Consider the following 15,778-nt stretch of genomic DNA (forward strand, 5'->3'; position numbering starts at 1 on the left):
AGTACGGCGCCGGATCGAGACCGTTCGGGGCCCGGACCGGCGGCTGGTCCCCGGACCCGCCGCCACGGGAGCCGAGCGGTCCGGCCACGTCCGTGCCCGCTCCCGCTCCGCGCCGGCCCGTCTCCCCTGCCCGGCGCGCATCCGCCTGCCGGGCGCCTCGATCATTGCCGCATGCACCCGTTGCCGCCCCGCCGGTGCACGGCACATTGTGACAGCGCACCGTCACGATCACCGGGAGGGGAATGCCATGCGTCGCAGCGTTGCCGTGTCTCCCACCAGGAGGGCCGCGGGCCCAGGAGGTGGCCATGCCCCAAGATGTGATCATTCCGGTCGATTTCCCGCACTCGGTCAACCCAGATCCCGGCCGGGCGTACGCCCGGGAACGCCGGTGGGGAGACCGGTACCGGGTGACCGACGACCCGGTCCGCTGGCAGCGGATACGCGCTGCCGAACCCGGCAAGCTGGTCGGCTACACCGCTCCGGACGCACGGGGCGGCGGGTACGACCTCGCCGTCGACCAGATGTGCTTCTTCTTCTACTTCGACAACCTTGTCGAAGAACTCTTCTTCGACGCCCCCGCCCAGGCGGCCCCGTTCATCCAGCAGATGGTGGACATCCTGGACCCGGACATCCCACCGGCCCTGCACGACCGGTCCGTTCCGGCGGTGGCGATGCTGGCCGACCTGTGGGCCGACAGCAGCGCCCGCATGTCGTGGCAGTGGCGCCACCGGGCGGCGGGCCACTGGATGGACTACCTGTGGGCCAATCTCGCCGAGGCCGTCGACCGGCACCGGGGCACCACGCCCTCCTCCATCGGCGCCTATCTGCGGATCCGCCGGGCGTCCATCGGTCTGACGCCCGTGTTGGACATGTACGAGGTCTCCGGCGGCTTCGAGGTCCCCGCGGGTGTGTACCGGCAGTCCGACATCCGGCGGCTGCAGACGCTGGCCTGCGATCTGACCGTGCTCGGCAACGACCTGGTCTCCCACGACAAGGAGGATGCGGTCGGCGACACCTACAACGCCGTCATCATCCTGCGCGATCACCACGGGCTCTCCGAACGGCAGGCCATCGGCCAGGTCAGCGCCGAAGTGGTGCGGCGGGCGGCGGAGTTCCACCATCTGCGGGCGCGCCTGCCCGGCCTGTGCGACGCCCTCGACTTCGCCACCCACGACCGCGCGCTGGGCGGACCCGGCCCCCAGCAGCGGCGGGCCATCCGCCTGCCGGTGCCGGGCACGCCGCTGTGCCCTCGTGAGGCCACGCTTTCCCTGGCGCAGTGCCTGCACACCTGGGTGGGGGGACATTTCGACTGGATGCGCGAAGCACCCCGCTACGCCTCCGATCACGCCACCCCCGTGGGCAGACTCGCCGAGGCGTGAGCGGTGACGGGGCCGGGCGCCCGGCCGGGCCCCGCCGGCCGGGTGCGGGGCGGGTCAGCCGGCCGCCGCGTTCTCCTCCTCCACCGCGGCCCGGACCTGCGCGTCCTCGATGACCGTGGTCGGGTAGAGGGCGCGGCCGACCGCGTAGGGCTGGGCGTAGACGGCGACCAGTTGCCGGATCTTGTCGCTGTCCGCCTCCTGTCCGGTGCTCTCCCCGTCGTCGTCCGGGGCCGGCAGGCCGGCCCACATGTCCTCGGCGGCGCTCATGAGCTGGTCGACTTCGTCGCGCAGGCGGTGCCAGGCGCCTTCGCGCAAAGCCTGCTCCATGGCGGAGAGAGAGCCGAGGACGGTGACGTAGTCCTCGGCCAGACGCTCCTCTTCGGCGGTAGGTTCGAGCGCTTTGGCTGCCAGCTCGGTTGCGTACACGGACACCTCCACGGATGGGACGGGCAGTACCGGGACCTCGCGTACGGCCCCGGCCCCCCGGCATCGTCGCGCCCCGGGAGCGCGGCCGTCGCCGTTCACTGTGGCCGCGCAGCCATTTATCACCCGCACGGATGAGCGCTCGCCGCGGAGCGCGGATGCGGCCACCGCTCAGATGGCGTCGTCCAGCGCCAGCCGCCGCACTCCCGGCACGTGGTCGTCGAGTTCGCCCGGCTCGAACCGGCACATGCCCACCACATGCCAGAACTCGCCCGTGACGTCGCCGTCGAACTTGTAGCCGCCCGACGGCGTCAGGGTCGCCCAGCCGCCGGGTACGCCGATCAGGGTGGCGCGCTCGGACGGCATGCCCTCGGGTGGCACCGTCCACAGGCGGACGGTGCCGTCCTCGCCGCCGCTGGCCAGCAGGGAGCCGTCCGGGCTGAAGGCAAGGGCGAGGATCCGGCCGGTGTGGCCGGTCAGGCGGCCCGTCAGGCCGCCGCCGAGGGGGTCCCACAGGCCGATCGTCCGGTCGTCGCCGGCGGTGGCCAGCAGCGGACGGGCGGGATGGGCCGCGGCGGCCCACAGCCGGCCCGTGTGGCCGCGCAGGCGGTGCCGGGGCCCGCCGTCCTGCCAGACGATGGCCTGGCCGTCCCAGGAGGCGCTGGCCAGCCAGGCGTCGCCGGAGCCGTGGACGACCGCGTACACCCGGTCGGCGTGGCCTTCGAGTTCGGCGACCAGGCGGCTGTCGGTGAGGTCCCACAGGCGGACGTACTTGTCGTCGCAGCCGGTGGCCAGGCCGGTGCCGTCCGCCGTGAACGACAGGGCCCGCACCCGGCCGCGATGCCCGGCGAGGGTGGTCACGTGCGCACCCGTACTGCGGTACCACAGCCGTACGGTGTCGTCGTCGTTGGCGGTGGCGAGGATCTCCCCGTCGGCGCTGAACGCCTCGGCCCACACGTGGTCGGTCTCGGCGTCGATCTCCCGCTGGTACTCGCCGCTGGCGGCGTTCCACACATAGACGTCGCCGTCGCTGCTCGATGTGGCGAGCAGGGGTCCGCCGGGGGTGAAAACGGCCGAGACCAGGCGGTCGTTGTGGCCGGTGAGGTCGCGTACATGGCGGCCGGTGGCGGGCTCCCACAGCCGGACGGCGCCGTCGTTGCCGCACGCCGCCAGCCGCGCGCCGTCGGCGCTGAAGGCGAGGCTGACGACCTTGCGCCCGTGCCCGCGCAGGATGCGCCTGCCGCGGCCGGTGGTGGTGTCCCACAGCCGCACCGACCCGTCGTTGCCCGCCGACACCAGCAGCGGGCCGGAATCCGGGGCGCCGGTGCCGCCGCGGGGCCGGAACCGGCAGGCCCAGACGGAGCCTTGGTGGTCCGCGGGCTGCTGGCGCAGGGCCACGGCCGACCACCTCGTGAGCGAGGAAGCGGGGGCTTCGGAGGCGGGTGCGGCCGGTGGTGTGCTCCGGGAGATCCGCCAGAGCCGGACCGACCCGTCGCTGCCGCCCGCCGCCAGCATGCCGCCCTCGGGGTCGAACACCACTTGGTACACGGCCCCGCCGCCGGACAGCGGCGCGGCGGCCGGCTCTCCGGTCAGCGGGTCCCACAGCAGGACCCGGCCTTCGGTGTCGCCGCTGGCGAGCAGGGCACCGCCGGGGTGGAAGTCCAGGGTGTAGACGCGGCCGGGGTGGCCGGTGCACGTGTGGCGCAGCCGTCGCCCGGCGACGTCCCAGATCCGGACGGCGCCCCGGTCGTCCTCGCCCATGTCGCCGGTGGCGAGCAGGGTCCCGTCCGGGCTGAAGCGGGCGCGGTAGACCGCTCCGCGGTGGCCCTCGAGCTCGCCGAGGAACCGGCCCGTGCGGGTGTCCCACAGCCGTACGGCCGCGATGGCGTCGCCGGTGGCCAGGAGCGATCCGTCCGGGCTGAACACCGCGGTGTAGACGGGCGCGCGGTGGCCGGGCAGGCGGTGCAGGGCCGTGCCGGTGGGGACGTCCCACAGGGTGACGGTGCCGTCGGCGTCGCCGGTGGCCAGGCGGGTGCCGGAGGCGTCGAGGGAGACGGGCCACACGCCGTCGGGGTGGACCTCCAGCCGGTGGCGGCAGACGCCGGAGACGGGGTCCCACAGCCGTACGGTGCCGTCCGCCCCGCCGGTGGCGAGGACTCCGCCGCGGAACTTCACGGCGTAGACGCGGCCCATGTGGCCGTGCAGGGTGCGCAGGGCCGTGCCGGTGGCGGCGTCGCACACCAGGACGCCGCCGTCCTCGCTGCCGAGGGCGAGGAGTTCGCCGGCGGGGCTGTAGGAGACCGGTTCCGGCAGCCGGCTGGTGCGCATGTCGAAGCCGTAGGGGACGCCCACCGCGGAGGGGCGGAAGCCGGCTTCGGCGGACAGGCCGGGGGCGACGGCCGCGGCGCGCAGCTCCGGGGCGTCCAGGGTGGCCGGATCGGCCACGGCGCTGATGAGGGCCGAGCGCTGCCAGCTGCTGCCCGCGACCTGGGCGCCGCGCAGGTCGGTACGGAGCAGCCGGGCTCTGCGCAGGTCCGCGCCCCGCAGGTCGGCGCCGCTGAGGTCGGCGTTGTCCAGGCGGGCGCCGGCCAGGCGGGCGCCGCGCAGGACCGCGCCGGAGAAGTCGGCTCCGACGAGGCCGGCGTCGGTGAGGTCGGCGCGGGTGAGGTCGACGCCGGAGAAGTCGCGGTAGGAGAGGTCCTCGCCGGCCAGGACGGCGCCGCGCAGGTCCGTGTGGGCGGGCACCCTGAGCCGGCTGAGGATCTTCACCGCGTTGGCGCGGGCGGTCTCGCCGCCGTCGCGTGCGCCGCCCGTCTCGGCGCTCTCGCCCGCCAGGGCCCGCTCCGCCCATTGCTGACAGGCGCGGTGGTCGGCGAGGTCGCACAGGAACTCGACGGCCAGCTGGCTGAGCGGGCGGCGGGCCAGCAGGTCCGTCTCGCCCTGCTCGTCGCGGCCGAGGCGGGCCCCTGCTTCGCGCGCCACCAGCCATTCGGCCACCGATCCGTGGATGAACCGGAAGAGGCCGTCGTCGGTGCGCACGAGCAGGCTGCCGGAGCCGACGGCGTGCGCGGCCTGCGGTGCGGAGAGCCGGGTGTCGACCAGCTCGGTCAGCGCGTCGGCCACGTCGTTGAGTTCGTCGATCCGCAGGGCGCTCTCGCCGCTCTCCCACAGGCGCAGGGCGAGGATGGTCACGGCCCGCCACAGCTGGCTCAGGGTCAGGCCGGGGGTGCTGCCGGGTCCGCCCTGGCCGCGCCGTTCCTCGAAGCGCAGCCAGGAGGAGAAGACCTCCTCGTACAGGCCGGCGGGGCTCAGGGCCCGGCCGGCGCCGGCGACGGCGCGCAGCCGGTCGTGGTCGAGGTCGGCGACGAAGCTGAGCAGGCGGGGGTTGCGGCACAGGGCGAGCAGGTCGGGGATGCCCTCCAGGAGGCGGACCCGGCGGTCGGCGGCGTGTTCGTCGCCGTAGCGGTTCACCAGGTACGAGCGGATCTGCTGGGGCGTGAACTCCTGGACGGCGAGGACCCGGCGCTGCGGGAGCAGCCCGACGCGCTCGCCGAGCGCGGTCAGCACCTGGGCCTGGGAGCGGAAGTGCTGGGTGCGGCTGCTGACGACGATCTTGGCGTTGTCGACGGCGGCGTCGAGCAGCACCTGGAGGTGGTCGGCGGCCCGGTCGTAGCTGACCTGGTTGACCAGTTCGTCGAAGCCGTCGAAGAGCAGGACGATCCGGCCCTGGCGGAGCATGTAGCGGAAGGCGCGCAGGTCGATGGTGTCGACGCCGTGGCCGGCCAGGTGCGCGGCGACGAGTCCGTCGAGGGTGTGGGCCTTGTCGAGGGAGCTGAGCTGGATCAGCAGGGGGACGAGGTGGGGCAGTTCCGCCGGCAGGCGGCGGGCCAGCTCGCGCAGGGCGAAGGTCTTGCCGTGCCCGAAGTCGCCCAGCAGCAGCAGGAAGCGGCCGTGGTCGGCGTCGAGGAGGCGCAGGACGTCGTCGACGAGGCCGTCGCGCTCCACGCCCCCGGGGCGCTCCAGCTCGCGGTAGCGCTGGGGGAGGTAGAGGCCGGGCTGGTACTGGGGGTCGGTGCTCAGGCGTTCGGTCTGGGCGGCGACGTAGCCGCGCAGGTCGAGCAGTCCCTGGAATTCGGTGAAGCTGCGTACGAGGACGCCCCGGCGGCGGGCGTGCTCGCGCAGCGCGCGGGCGGGCGGCGGGCCGTCGTGGACGAGTTCGGCGTCGGGTTCGGTGTCGGAGGCGTGGACGCGGTCGATGAAGCGGTCGATGTCCTCGGCGCCGGGGGTGCCGGAGCACACGCCGACGCGTTGCTGGCGTACGAAGCCGGCCTCGGTCCAGGTGACGAGCAGGCCGGGCGGGTCGCCCGGGATGCGGCGCAGGTGGACGCCGTCGTGGCGGATGCGGCAGACCTCGGCGACGCGGGCGATGAGGGCGTCGAGGGGGCCCTGGACGGCGCGGGCCTCCGCGGCGGGGCCGGCGGCGGGGTCGGCTGCGGGGTCGGCCAGGCCGTCCCCGTCCCGGGGGGTCAGGGGGTCGGGTGAGCCGGGCGCGGTGGCGGGGTCCTCGGTGCCCGGGGCGGGCGGGGGCGGTGGGGGCGGCCCGAAGGCGCGGTGGGTGCCGGGCCAGGCGAGGGTGTACCGGCGGGGTGTCCCCTCGGGGCTCTGCGGCCAGCGGGTGAGCCCGTCGCGGGTGAGGTGGAGCAGCTGGTGCAGGCCGGGGGCCGCGGCGCCGAGGACGGGCAGTTGCCGGGTGGCCAGGGGCAGTGCGAAGGCGGTGGGCGTGGCGGCGGCCCGTGGTTCGGCGGTGGGGCCGTGCAGCAGCAGGTTGAGCCGGGGTGCGGTGAGCCGGGCCAGGACGTCGGTGTCGCGTAAGGGGGCGGTGCCGGCGCGGCGTCCGGCGCCGGGGGCGCCGCCCGCGCCGCGGGGCGGGTCGTAGCCGAGGCCGCGGCCGGGTCCGGCGGGGCGTGCGGTCCGCTCGCCGGTGGCGGGGGCCGGCTCGTCGTCGAGCGGGCGTCGGGTGTCCAGGGGGTGGCGCAGGGCGCCCAGGCGCAGCCAGCCCTCCCGTTCGTAGGAGCGCAGGGCCTGGGCGAACCAGGCGGCCTGTTCGGGTCCGACCATGGCGTACTGGTCGTCGGGGCGGTGGCTGTAGGCCATCGAGGAGTTGAGGCCGGCGACGACCGTGCGCAGGGCGGGGACGGGGAACAGGCTCCAGGGCTGGTCGCTGTCGAAGACGGCGTCCAGTCCCTGGTAGAGCTCCTGGAACAGCCGGGCGTAGTGGCGCCACTTGGGCCAGTAGGGCGGCCGGGGCTGCATCTCGTCGGCTTCGCAGTTGTTGAAGTAGGCGCGGCAGGCGGCCTGGCTGACGTCCTGGCCGCCGGGTACGACCGCGAGCCGGTCGGCGGCGAGGCCCAGCCGGGAGCGCAGGCCGGTCAGGAAGGTCAGCGCCTGGTCGCACTCGCGCGGGCTGCCGGAGGCGGTGAGGTCTCCGGTGACGACGAGGAGGTCGGGCGCGGGTGCGCCGGCGTCGGTGAGTTCGACGAGGTCGCCCCAGATGGCGGCCTGGAGTTCGGCGGGGTCGGCGCCCCTGCCGAAACCGGGCCCGGCCAGGTGGAGCACGCTGACGGCTTCGCGGGTGTGCTGGCCCTCGGCGGCCTGGGGGTAGCCGGGCGGTGCCGCGGGGCGGCGGCGCCCGGCCCAGCCGGGGCTGCCGGGCCGCAGGCGGGGCGGGTGCGGGGCGGGGTGAGCGGGGTCGCCGGGGTGGCCGGTGCCCGGGGGGAAGCCGGGGAATCCCGGGCCCCGGGTGGGGCGGGCTCTTCCGTCGAGCGCGTGGCCGACGCGGGTCAGGAGCAGGTCGCGGGCGGCGGCGCTGTCCTGGATGCCGACGAGGTCGACGTAGGTGATGGTGGCGAGCAGCCCTTCGACGGGGATGTCCTCGACGCGTACGGTGATCAGCCGGCGTTCGGGCGCGTCGGGGTCGGCGCGCAGGGCGGCCTGCCACTCCATCCGTCCGTAGCGTGAGCGTTCGTAGTTGCGGGAGAGGACGGCGATGACGGCGGCGGACTCGCTGACCCCGCGGTCCATGAAGTCGACGAAGTTGGTTCCGGGGACGAAGTCCCATGCCTGGATGACGGTGCGGTAGCCAGCTTCCTCCAGCGTCCAGGCGATCCACGACGCCCATCGCTCGTCGGCCGGTGAGTAGCTGATGAAGAAGTCCAACGGCCGGTGCTGTGCGTCGAGTTCCTGGCGTGCGACCATGGTCCCCATCCTAGGAACAAGGTCACGTGCGGTCACTGTATTCGTGCGAATGGTGTGCGATGCTCTTGCCCGTGCGCGCCTTACGACGTCTGCATGTTCTGGACTGGCTGGCCGGTGGGGTGCTGGCGTGCGGTCTGCTGTTCCTCGCCACGGGGCTGCTGCCCTCCGGGCCGGCCGGGGACGCGATGGCGCGGATCGCCCCGCTGCTGGCGTTCCTGGGCACGGTGATCGTGCTGGCGGAACTCACCAGCCGGGCCGAGGTGTTCGACGTGGTGGCGTCGGGGGTGGCGCGTGCCGGTGGCGGGAGTTACGCGCGGCTGTTCGTGTTGTGCGTGGTGTTCGCCTCGGCCACGACGATCACGCTCAATCTCGACACCACGGCGGTGCTGCTGACGCCGGTGATGCTGGCGCTGGCGTCGCGGGTGGGGATCGCGGCGGTGCCGCTGGCGATGACGACGGTGTGGCTGGCCAATACGGCGAGTCTGCTGCTGCCGGTGTCGAATCTGACGAACCTGCTGGCGGCGGACCGCGTGGCGCTCTCCCCCCTGGGCCTGGCGGCGAGGATGTGGGCGGCCCAACTGGCCGCCGTGGCCGTGACGATGGGTTGCCTGTGGCTGTTCTACTGGCGCCGCCGCGAGCGGGGCGCGGAGGACTACGTTCCGCCGTCGGTCCACCGCCCCGCGGACCGGGTGCTGTTCCGCGTGTGCGCCGTCGCCTGCGCGGGTTTCCTGCTGGCCATCCTGGTCGATGCCGTTCCCCTGTGGACGGCGTCGGCGGGGGCCATGGCGCTCGCCGTCGCGGCCTTCGCGGTGCGCCGCAGGTCGGCGCTGCGGCTGTCCCTGGTGCCCTGGCGGCTGCTGGTGCTGGTGCCGGGGCTGTTCCTGGTGGTGGAGACGGTCAACGTCAACGGTCTGCACGAGGTGCTGTCCTCGGCGGTGGGGCCGGACGGCGGCCTGCTGGGGATGTTCCGCGCCGCGGCGGTCGGCGGGGGCCTGTCGAACGCGCTCAACAACCTGCCGGTGTACCTGGCCGGGGAGTCGGCGGTGCCCGAGGGCAATCACCAGCAGCTGCTGGCCCTGCTCATAGGCACCAACGTGGGCCCCTTGGTGACGCCGTGGGCGTCCCTCGCCACGCTCCTGTGGTTCGAGCGCTGTCACGCGCAAGGGGTGCGGGTGTCGCTGAAGCGGTTCATGGGGACGGGCGCGGTGCTGGCGAGCTCGGCCCTGCTGGCGTCCGTCGCGGCGCTCGCCGCCACCGGGTGAGACAAGCGCGCGGTCAGGGGTGTCCGTTGAGCGCGGCCCTCGGCCCGCGCCCGGCCCGGTGCGCGACCAGGTCGAGGAGGTAGGGGATGTCCTGGGGGCGGCCGGCGACGAAACTGCGGTCGACGTCGGGCCCGTCGACGCTGCCGCGGAAGGGGCCGCCGTCCAGGGACCGGATCTCCAGGCCCGCCTCGGCCGCCAGCAGGACGCCCGCGGGCAGGTCGATGCCCTCGGCGCGGTAGCCGACGAAGCCGTCGATGTCACCGCGGGCCAGCATGGCCCACGCCAGCAGGGGCGCCCAGAGCTGGAGGAGGCGCCGGCACCGTACGTCTAGCGTCGCCTTCAACTCGCGCAGCACGGCGTCCCGGCGGGCGACCGTGTGCCCCTGGGTCCAGGCGAGCAGCGGGCCGGCGGCGGACGGCGCGCGGGCGGGACCGCTCAGCCGGCCGCCCGGCCCGTACGCGCCGCCGCCCGCCGTCGCGGTCCAGGTCCGGTCGGTCACCGGGTCGTGCACGACGCCGACCACGGGCCTGTCGTCGACGCACAGGGCGATGCCGACGACGTAGGCCGGCAGGCCGATGACGACGTTGTTGCTGCCGTCGAGCGGATCCACCAGCCAGGTGCGGTGCGGCGCCCCGGACCGTTGGCCAGGGATGGTGCCCGTCTCCTCGGCGAGGATCCGGTCGTGCGGGAAGTGCTCCCGGACCCGCTCGACGATCAGGCGCTCGGCCAGCAGGTCGAGATCGGTGACGACGTCTCCGCGCCCGCCCTTGGCCCGCACGCCGTAGTCGTCCTGGAAGCGCGAACGCACCAGCGCGCCCGCGGCCCGGGCGGCGCCGACCGCCACCGCGCTCTCGGCCGCGTACCGCCCTGCGGGGAGGGGGCCCTGAGGTGCGCCGTCACGGGGAAAGGCGTCCATCGATCCTCCTGAGGACAGTACGAGCCGTCCGCGCGGTCTGCGCCGCATCGCAAGTCTGTCGTACCACCCGGTGCGGGGCGCCATGCACCGGTCCCAGGCTCAGGTCGCGGCGGCCGGGCAGGGTACGGCCCAGCAGCAGGGTGGCGGCGGCGGTGCCGGGCGGCACGACGGTGGCGTGGAAGTGCCCCGCGGGCAGGGTGTAGATCTCGCCACCGGCACTGATCTCCTCGGGACCCGGCTCGCACCTCACCAGGCGCTGCGTCGGCCGGAGCTCGTCCACCGCCGAGCCGTCGCTGCGCACTTCGTACACGCGATGGGTGGCCTCCCGCGGCCGGTCGCGCACCCGGATCCGCAGATTGCCCACCTGTCCGTACAGCACACAGCTGGTCAGATCCCAGCTGTGTGCGTGCACGGGCGAGGTGGTCAGCCCCGTCGCCCTGCCCGGCGCCTCGGCGTCGAAGACGTGCACGCACACGCCCCGGTCGTCCTCGCGCTGCACGGGAAGGCACAGGAAGCCCAGCGGGTGGCGGACGGCGCGCAGCCGCCGGCGGCCGGCGGCGATCTCCTCGAGGGCCGAGGCGGCCGCGTCGAACAGCGCGGTGACCGCGCCGCCCCCGGCCTCGGCTTCGGCCATGGCTTGTTCGATCAGTCCGTAGTCCACGGGGCTGCGCACTCGGGGGTTCACCTCCGGTAGGGATTCTCCGCGTGCAGGGCCTTGTCGATGATCTCGCCGACGTCCCGGTCGGTGAAGGACGCCGGCAAGGGCAGGGCGAGCCCTTCGAAGAGCCGCAGGACCTCGTCGACCGTCGGCTCCTGGCTCAGTGGTTCGGTGCGGCTCAGATTGAGGGGATGGGCCTGTTCCCGGCTCTGGTGGAGCTCGGTGACGTAGTAGTCGTACAGCGGCCGGTCCCGTTCCACCAGCAGGTTGACCCGCTGGGGATCGTCCTGGGTGATGATCAGGCACGAGTTGGACAGGTCGAAGCGGAGCGTGGGCACCACCGACGACAGATAGACGTCGATCTCCAGGGTGTCCAGTTGCTGCCGGTACCAGCAGGCGGCCAGCACCGTGGCGAAGGACTCCTTGCGGGTCCGCTCGGCGGTCCAGGCCTGCGGCGGCGTGACGTGCAGCCGGTGGGCGAAGGTCTGGCGGAAGCGCGCGTAGGCCGCGCACGCCTGCTCGTCGGCCGGGTTGACGATGTCTATCTTCATGGTGAGCGAGCGGCGCTGGCGCTGCGCCTCCTGGACGCAGAAGGGCAGGGTCACCGCCCGCAGGTAGGTGCCGGTGCCGCCCTTGAACACCCAGCGGTCGGTGTTCTGCCGCGCTCTGTCCAGGGCTTGTTCGAGCTCGGCGCCGGACAGGGAGCGGACCATGGTCAGGTCCTCCAGGGCGTGCCGCGTCCCGGTCATCGCCGTGCGGATGTCGACGACCCGGCGCCGGCGTTCGGTCAGCGTGCCGAAGACGAGGGCGGCCAGGACCAGGAGCGTGGCTCCCGAGGTGACGTTGTCGTCGATTTGCTGGTCGAAGACGTCCAAGAGGCCGATGATCAGGGCCGCGCCCAGGGCGACGACGCCGTCGAGGTTTCTGATGGTCCACCCGACGGCGTTCTCGATTCCCCGTCCCAGCTCGGCAGTTCCGCGTGCCATGGCCCCAACCTCTCCCCCGGTTGCGGCAATCGTAGGAGGGGGGCGTGGCCGACGGCCAGGATTCACGGTCGTGACGGGTAGGTTCCGCGCCATGCGGGGTCGCGGCCGGTGAGGCCGACGACCCGGTCGAGGAGTGGGGCGTCGGCGGGGACGGCGACGGCCGGGGCGAAGAGGCCCGCGGGCCGTTCCTCCGGATCGGGGGCGAACCCCGCCACGAACTCCAGGCACGTCCGCAGTTCCCGCTCGCCGCAGACGTAGGGCTGTCCGCTGCTCCGGGCGACGTCCCAGCCGTGGACGACCAGCTCGTTCAGGGCCACCCGGGCGGCCACGTTCCCGGGCAGCTCCACGCCGCCGGCCCGCGTCATGCCCTCCCACGCGGCCGCCTCGCGCCAGGCCTCGGCGAGGGCGGCGAGCCGGGCGGGAATGAGGGTGCGCCAGTCCTCGGCGAGGCGGGCGGCGTCGCCGGAGGGGCCCTCGTGGCCGCCCTGCGGCAGGTCGGTCTTGCCGGCGGCGGCGGTGAAGGCCAGGGCGAGGCCGCCGACGTGCTCGATGAGGTCGCCGAGGCGGTACTGCTCGCACGGCGTGGGCGCGGTGAGCTGTTCGTCGGTGACCGCTTCCAGCAGGCCCGCCATCCGGCCGGCCGCCGGGCCGAGGTCGAAGTCCACGGTCATGGTGGGGCCTCCAGCACGCGCTCCGTCGTGGGCAGCAGGGGCCACCGTATACACGTCGGCCGCCCGCGTCGGGCGGCCGACGCGGTCCCGTCCGGTCTTTCACCTGTTTCACCGGACCGGACGGGACCGCCTCTCAGCCGTGCACGACCTTCAAGGTGGTGGGCCAGCCGTCCCGGTCGAGGGCGCGGTAGAGCCGCTTGATGTCCTGCGGGCGCAGCTTGACGCAGCCGTGGGAGGTGTAGTCGCTCTCCCCGTCCCAGCGCTGGTTCTCGGGGCCGCCCCGGCCGCCGTCGCGGGTCATCTCGCTGTGGATGAACAGCTCGGTGCGCCAGGTGCCGTCCTGGCAGCGCTTGCCGCCCAGTTCGATGGCGTAGCCCTTGACGAGGTTGCCGTCGTAGGCGGTGTGGTGGCGGCCCAGTGTGTACGTCCCGTCGGGGAGCCAGCCGCGGCCGCGCTCGCACTCCTGCTCGCTGGTCCCCGAGCCGGCGCGGTACTCGGCGACCGGCCGGTGGTCACGGAAGAGTGTCAGCCGGGAGTGGGTGGGGGTGCCCTTGGTGAACTGCAGATAGCTCGAGGCCGCGGCGGGCGCTGCCTGGCCGGCGGGCGCGAGCAGCGCCACCGCGGCGAGCGCGGTGGCCACGGCCCCGCCGGCGAGGGCGGGACTTACCCGCGAGGGTGAGGTGCGAGGCATGACGGTGTCTCCTCAGGTTGACGGACGCGGGCCGGCCCCGGCGTTCCGTCGCGCCGTCCCCGCAGTCAGGAGCGCTGCGGGAGGCGGGAAGGCGCCGGGGAGGGTGTGCGGGATTCTCGCCACCCGCCGGCCCGGCCATGCCGTCATTTGCCGGGAAGCGGCAGGAGCCCGCGTTCGTAGGCGCGCACGAGCCGCTGGGGGACCTGGTAGGTCTGGCCGTCGACGACGATCGGCACGAGGGCGGGCGTGGTGGCGCGCCACTGCGCGCGGCGGTGGCGGGTGTTGCTGCGGGACATACGGCGCTTGGGCACGGCCATCGGGGGACCTCCGGGGTGGGTGGGGCGGTGTCGGGGCCACACGCTACATGAAAATGAATGTCATAAGCCATCCAGTGGGGTGGGTCGAAGATCACAGCCCTGGTGGGGGGCGGCCAGGGGCGCGCTGAGTACCGTGAGGGGGTGCCGACGCAGCAGAACCTGTTCTCATCCCTCACGGCCTGGCGGCGGCGTGCCGTCTCACGGGCCGTGCACCGCGGGGCGCACTGGGTGCGGGAGGCCGGCGCGGTGACGGCCGCGCGCCCGGGCCCGTACCGTTTCCGCCGCATCGGCGCCGGCACCCGTCTCGCCTTCCCCCAGGGCACCGTCTTCGGCGAGCCGTGGATCGAGCTGGGTGAGCACTGCATCATCGCCCGCGACGTGACGCTCACCGCCGGGATGATGCCCGACCTCGACCTCGGGCCGGATCCGCTCCTGCGGCTGGGCAACGGCGTCGTCCTCGGCCGGGGCAGCCATGTGATCGCGGACGCGCCGCTGACGATCGGCGACGACTGCTTCTTCGGCCCGGGCGTCTATGTGACGACCACGAACCACAGCTACGACGATCCCGACGTGCCCATAGGCAAGCAGTGGCCCCGCAGCGAGCCGGTGGAGATCGGCCCCGGGAGCTGGATCGGCACCGGAGCGGTGATCCTGCCCGGCGCCCGGCTGGGGCGCAACGTGGTGGTCGCGGCGGGAGCGGTCGTCCGGGGCGAGGTCCCCGACCACGCCGTGGTCGCCGGCGCGCCCGCCAGGATCGTACGGACCTGGGACCGGGAAGCGGGCTGGCAGCCGCCGCTGCGCACCCCGCCGCCGGTGCCGGTCCCCGAGGGGGTCACCGCCGAGGAACTGGTGGCCCTGGCGGAGTGGCAGCGCACCTCGCCCGTCTCCGCGCCCGCCGCCGACGGCGCGGACGGGTAGGAAACGGCGCGTCACCGGGCCGCGGTCACCATGTCACCGGAAGCGACTCCGGCCCGCGGTTGATGGAGCCGCGCCGCCAGCGCATGTCCTTCTCCGCGACGGCCAGGCGCAGGCCCGGGAAGCGCTCCAGCAGGGTGGAGAGCATCACCTCCGCCTCCATCCTGGTCAGCAGCGCGCCCACGCAGTAGTGCGCGCCGTGCCCGAAGGACAGGTTGGGCGCCTCGTCCCGGGCGATGTCGAGCCGGTCGGGGTCCTTGAAGACCGAGGAGTCGCGGTTGGCGGCGAGATAGGAGACGTAGACCACCTCGCCGCTGCGGATCGTCTTCCCGGCGACATCGAGGTCCTGGGTGGCGATGCGGGGCAGGCCGACGCCGTTGCGGTGCGGGATGTAGCGCAGCAGTTCCTCCACGGCCCGCGGCAGCAGCGCGGGCTCGGCGCGCAGGCGGGCCAGCTGGTCGGGGTGGGTCAGCAGCGCGTAGACCATGTTCGAGACCTGATTGCGCACCGCGTCCATGCCGTTGAGGACGAGCATGACGGCCAGCGAGATCAGCTCGGGGAGACTGAGCTCCCCCTCGCCGTGGGCCGCGACCAGGGCGCTGAACAGGTCCTCGCCGGGGTGCTCGGCCCGGTGCCGGGCCAGCTCGCGGAAGTAGCCGGCGATCTCGCGCTTGACCGCGTCGGACTCCTCCTGCGAGTGGTTGCTGGAGAGGATGACGGCGCGCCAGCCCTGCAGCACGCCGATGTCGTCGGCGGGCACGCCCAGCAGGTCACCGATCAACTGGGCGGGCAGCGGCCCGGTCAGGCACTCGGTCAGGTCGGCCGGCGGGCCCTGCCGCGCCATCCGCCCGGTCATCTCGTCCGCGAGCTCCTGGGCCCGGGCGCGCAGCGCCGCCACCCGCTTGCGTCCGAACGTCTGGGCGACCAGCCGCCGCAGCCGCGTGTGGTCGGGCGGATCGGTACGGCCGATGCCGCCGGCCGGCGCCACCACGTGCGGGGTCATGCTGGTGACCGGGCGGTCGACGGTCAGGGCGCGGCTGAGGGTGGGCTCGGAGGCGACGGTCTTGACGTCCTCGTACCGCGTCACCAGCCAGGCCTCCCCCTCGCCGTAGCGCAGGCGGATCCGGGCGACCGGCTCCTCGCGCAGCAGGCGGTGCAGGAGGGGGTCGAAGTTCAGGGCGGGCAGGTGGTCCACCGCCCACTCGTGGACCCGGTCGTCGTCCGGCCGGGCGTGGCTGGATTCTCCGGCCGGCGAGGGGTGCGCGGAAGATGTGGTCATGCCATGGCTCCCTGTCTCATGCCGGA

Annotated in this window: 12 protein-coding genes; 3 read left to right on the forward strand and 9 right to left on the reverse strand. The window is 74.1% G+C overall.

From position 1 onward, the window contains the following. Positions 1-305 precede the first annotated feature (305 nt). Positions 306-1,379, forward strand: a complete 1,074-nt coding sequence (locus ABZ956_RS28025; RefSeq protein WP_361899407.1) for a terpene synthase family protein — start codon at positions 306-308, stop codon at positions 1,377-1,379. Positions 1,380-1,433: 54 nt separating this feature from the next. On the opposite strand, the gene ABZ956_RS28030 is transcribed toward ABZ956_RS28025, so the two are convergent. Together ABZ956_RS28030 and ABZ956_RS28035 are read right to left on the reverse strand one after the other, a co-directional pair. Next, a complete protein-coding gene (locus ABZ956_RS28030) occupies positions 1,434-1,805 on the reverse strand; it encodes a hypothetical protein (protein ID WP_361899410.1) in 372 nt (123 codons plus the stop codon). Between the two features lie 168 nt (positions 1,806-1,973). Next, entirely contained in the window at positions 1,974-8,057 is a 6,084-nt protein-coding gene (locus tag ABZ956_RS28035; RefSeq protein WP_361899413.1) for a TIR domain-containing protein, read from the reverse strand. A gap of 71 nt (positions 8,058-8,128) precedes the next feature. Here ABZ956_RS28035 and ABZ956_RS28040 point away from each other — a divergent pair, with 71 nt between their 5' ends. Further along, complete coding sequence (locus ABZ956_RS28040) at positions 8,129-9,319, forward strand: SLC13 family permease (RefSeq protein ID WP_361899416.1); 1,191 nt, start codon at positions 8,129-8,131, stop codon at positions 9,317-9,319. Positions 9,320-9,332: 13 nt separating this feature from the next. On the opposite strand, the gene ABZ956_RS28045 is transcribed toward ABZ956_RS28040, so the two are convergent. The 6 genes from ABZ956_RS28045 to rpmF form a co-directional block, all read right to left on the reverse strand. Further along, complete coding sequence (locus ABZ956_RS28045; RefSeq protein ID WP_361899419.1) at positions 9,333-10,235, reverse strand: inositol monophosphatase family protein; 903 nt, start codon at positions 10,233-10,235, stop codon at positions 9,333-9,335. Then, positions 10,216-10,908, reverse strand: coding sequence for a hypothetical protein (locus ABZ956_RS28050; RefSeq protein ID WP_361899422.1), 693 nt, complete (start codon positions 10,906-10,908; stop codon positions 10,216-10,218). Before ABZ956_RS28050 ends, ABZ956_RS28045 begins: the two co-directional genes overlap by 20 nt. An 8-nt stretch (positions 10,909-10,916) precedes the next feature. Then, complete coding sequence (locus ABZ956_RS28055; RefSeq protein WP_361899425.1) at positions 10,917-11,879, reverse strand: hypothetical protein; 963 nt, start codon at positions 11,877-11,879, stop codon at positions 10,917-10,919. Positions 11,880-11,941: 62 nt separating this feature from the next. Next, complete coding sequence (locus tag ABZ956_RS28060) at positions 11,942-12,550, reverse strand: TIGR03086 family metal-binding protein (RefSeq protein WP_361899427.1); 609 nt, start codon at positions 12,548-12,550, stop codon at positions 11,942-11,944. A 133-nt stretch (positions 12,551-12,683) separates the two neighbouring features. Continuing rightward, positions 12,684-13,241: a L,D-transpeptidase gene (locus ABZ956_RS28065; RefSeq protein WP_361899430.1), complete on the reverse strand. Its 558-nt coding sequence runs from the start codon at positions 13,239-13,241 to the stop codon at positions 12,684-12,686. Positions 13,242-13,384: 143 nt separating this feature from the next. Continuing rightward, on the reverse strand, positions 13,385-13,558 hold the full coding sequence (gene rpmF / locus ABZ956_RS28070; RefSeq protein ID WP_361899432.1) for a 50S ribosomal protein L32: 174 nt from the start codon (positions 13,556-13,558) through the stop codon (positions 13,385-13,387). Positions 13,559-13,699: 141 nt separating this feature from the next. Between rpmF and ABZ956_RS28075 the strand changes: the two genes are divergently transcribed. Continuing rightward, positions 13,700-14,476, forward strand: coding sequence for an acyltransferase (locus ABZ956_RS28075; protein WP_361899435.1), 777 nt, complete (start codon positions 13,700-13,702; stop codon positions 14,474-14,476). Positions 14,477-14,501: 25 nt separating this feature from the next. Here ABZ956_RS28075 and ABZ956_RS28080 read toward each other — a convergent pair whose 3' ends face one another. Next, positions 14,502-15,752, reverse strand: a complete 1,251-nt coding sequence (locus tag ABZ956_RS28080; RefSeq protein WP_361899437.1) for a cytochrome P450 — start codon at positions 15,750-15,752, stop codon at positions 14,502-14,504. Between the last annotated feature and the right edge of the window lie 26 nt (positions 15,753-15,778).

It is taken from the genome of Streptomyces sp. NPDC046261 (assembly GCF_040646235.1).
Classification (GTDB): domain Bacteria; phylum Actinomycetota; class Actinomycetes; order Streptomycetales; family Streptomycetaceae; genus Streptomyces.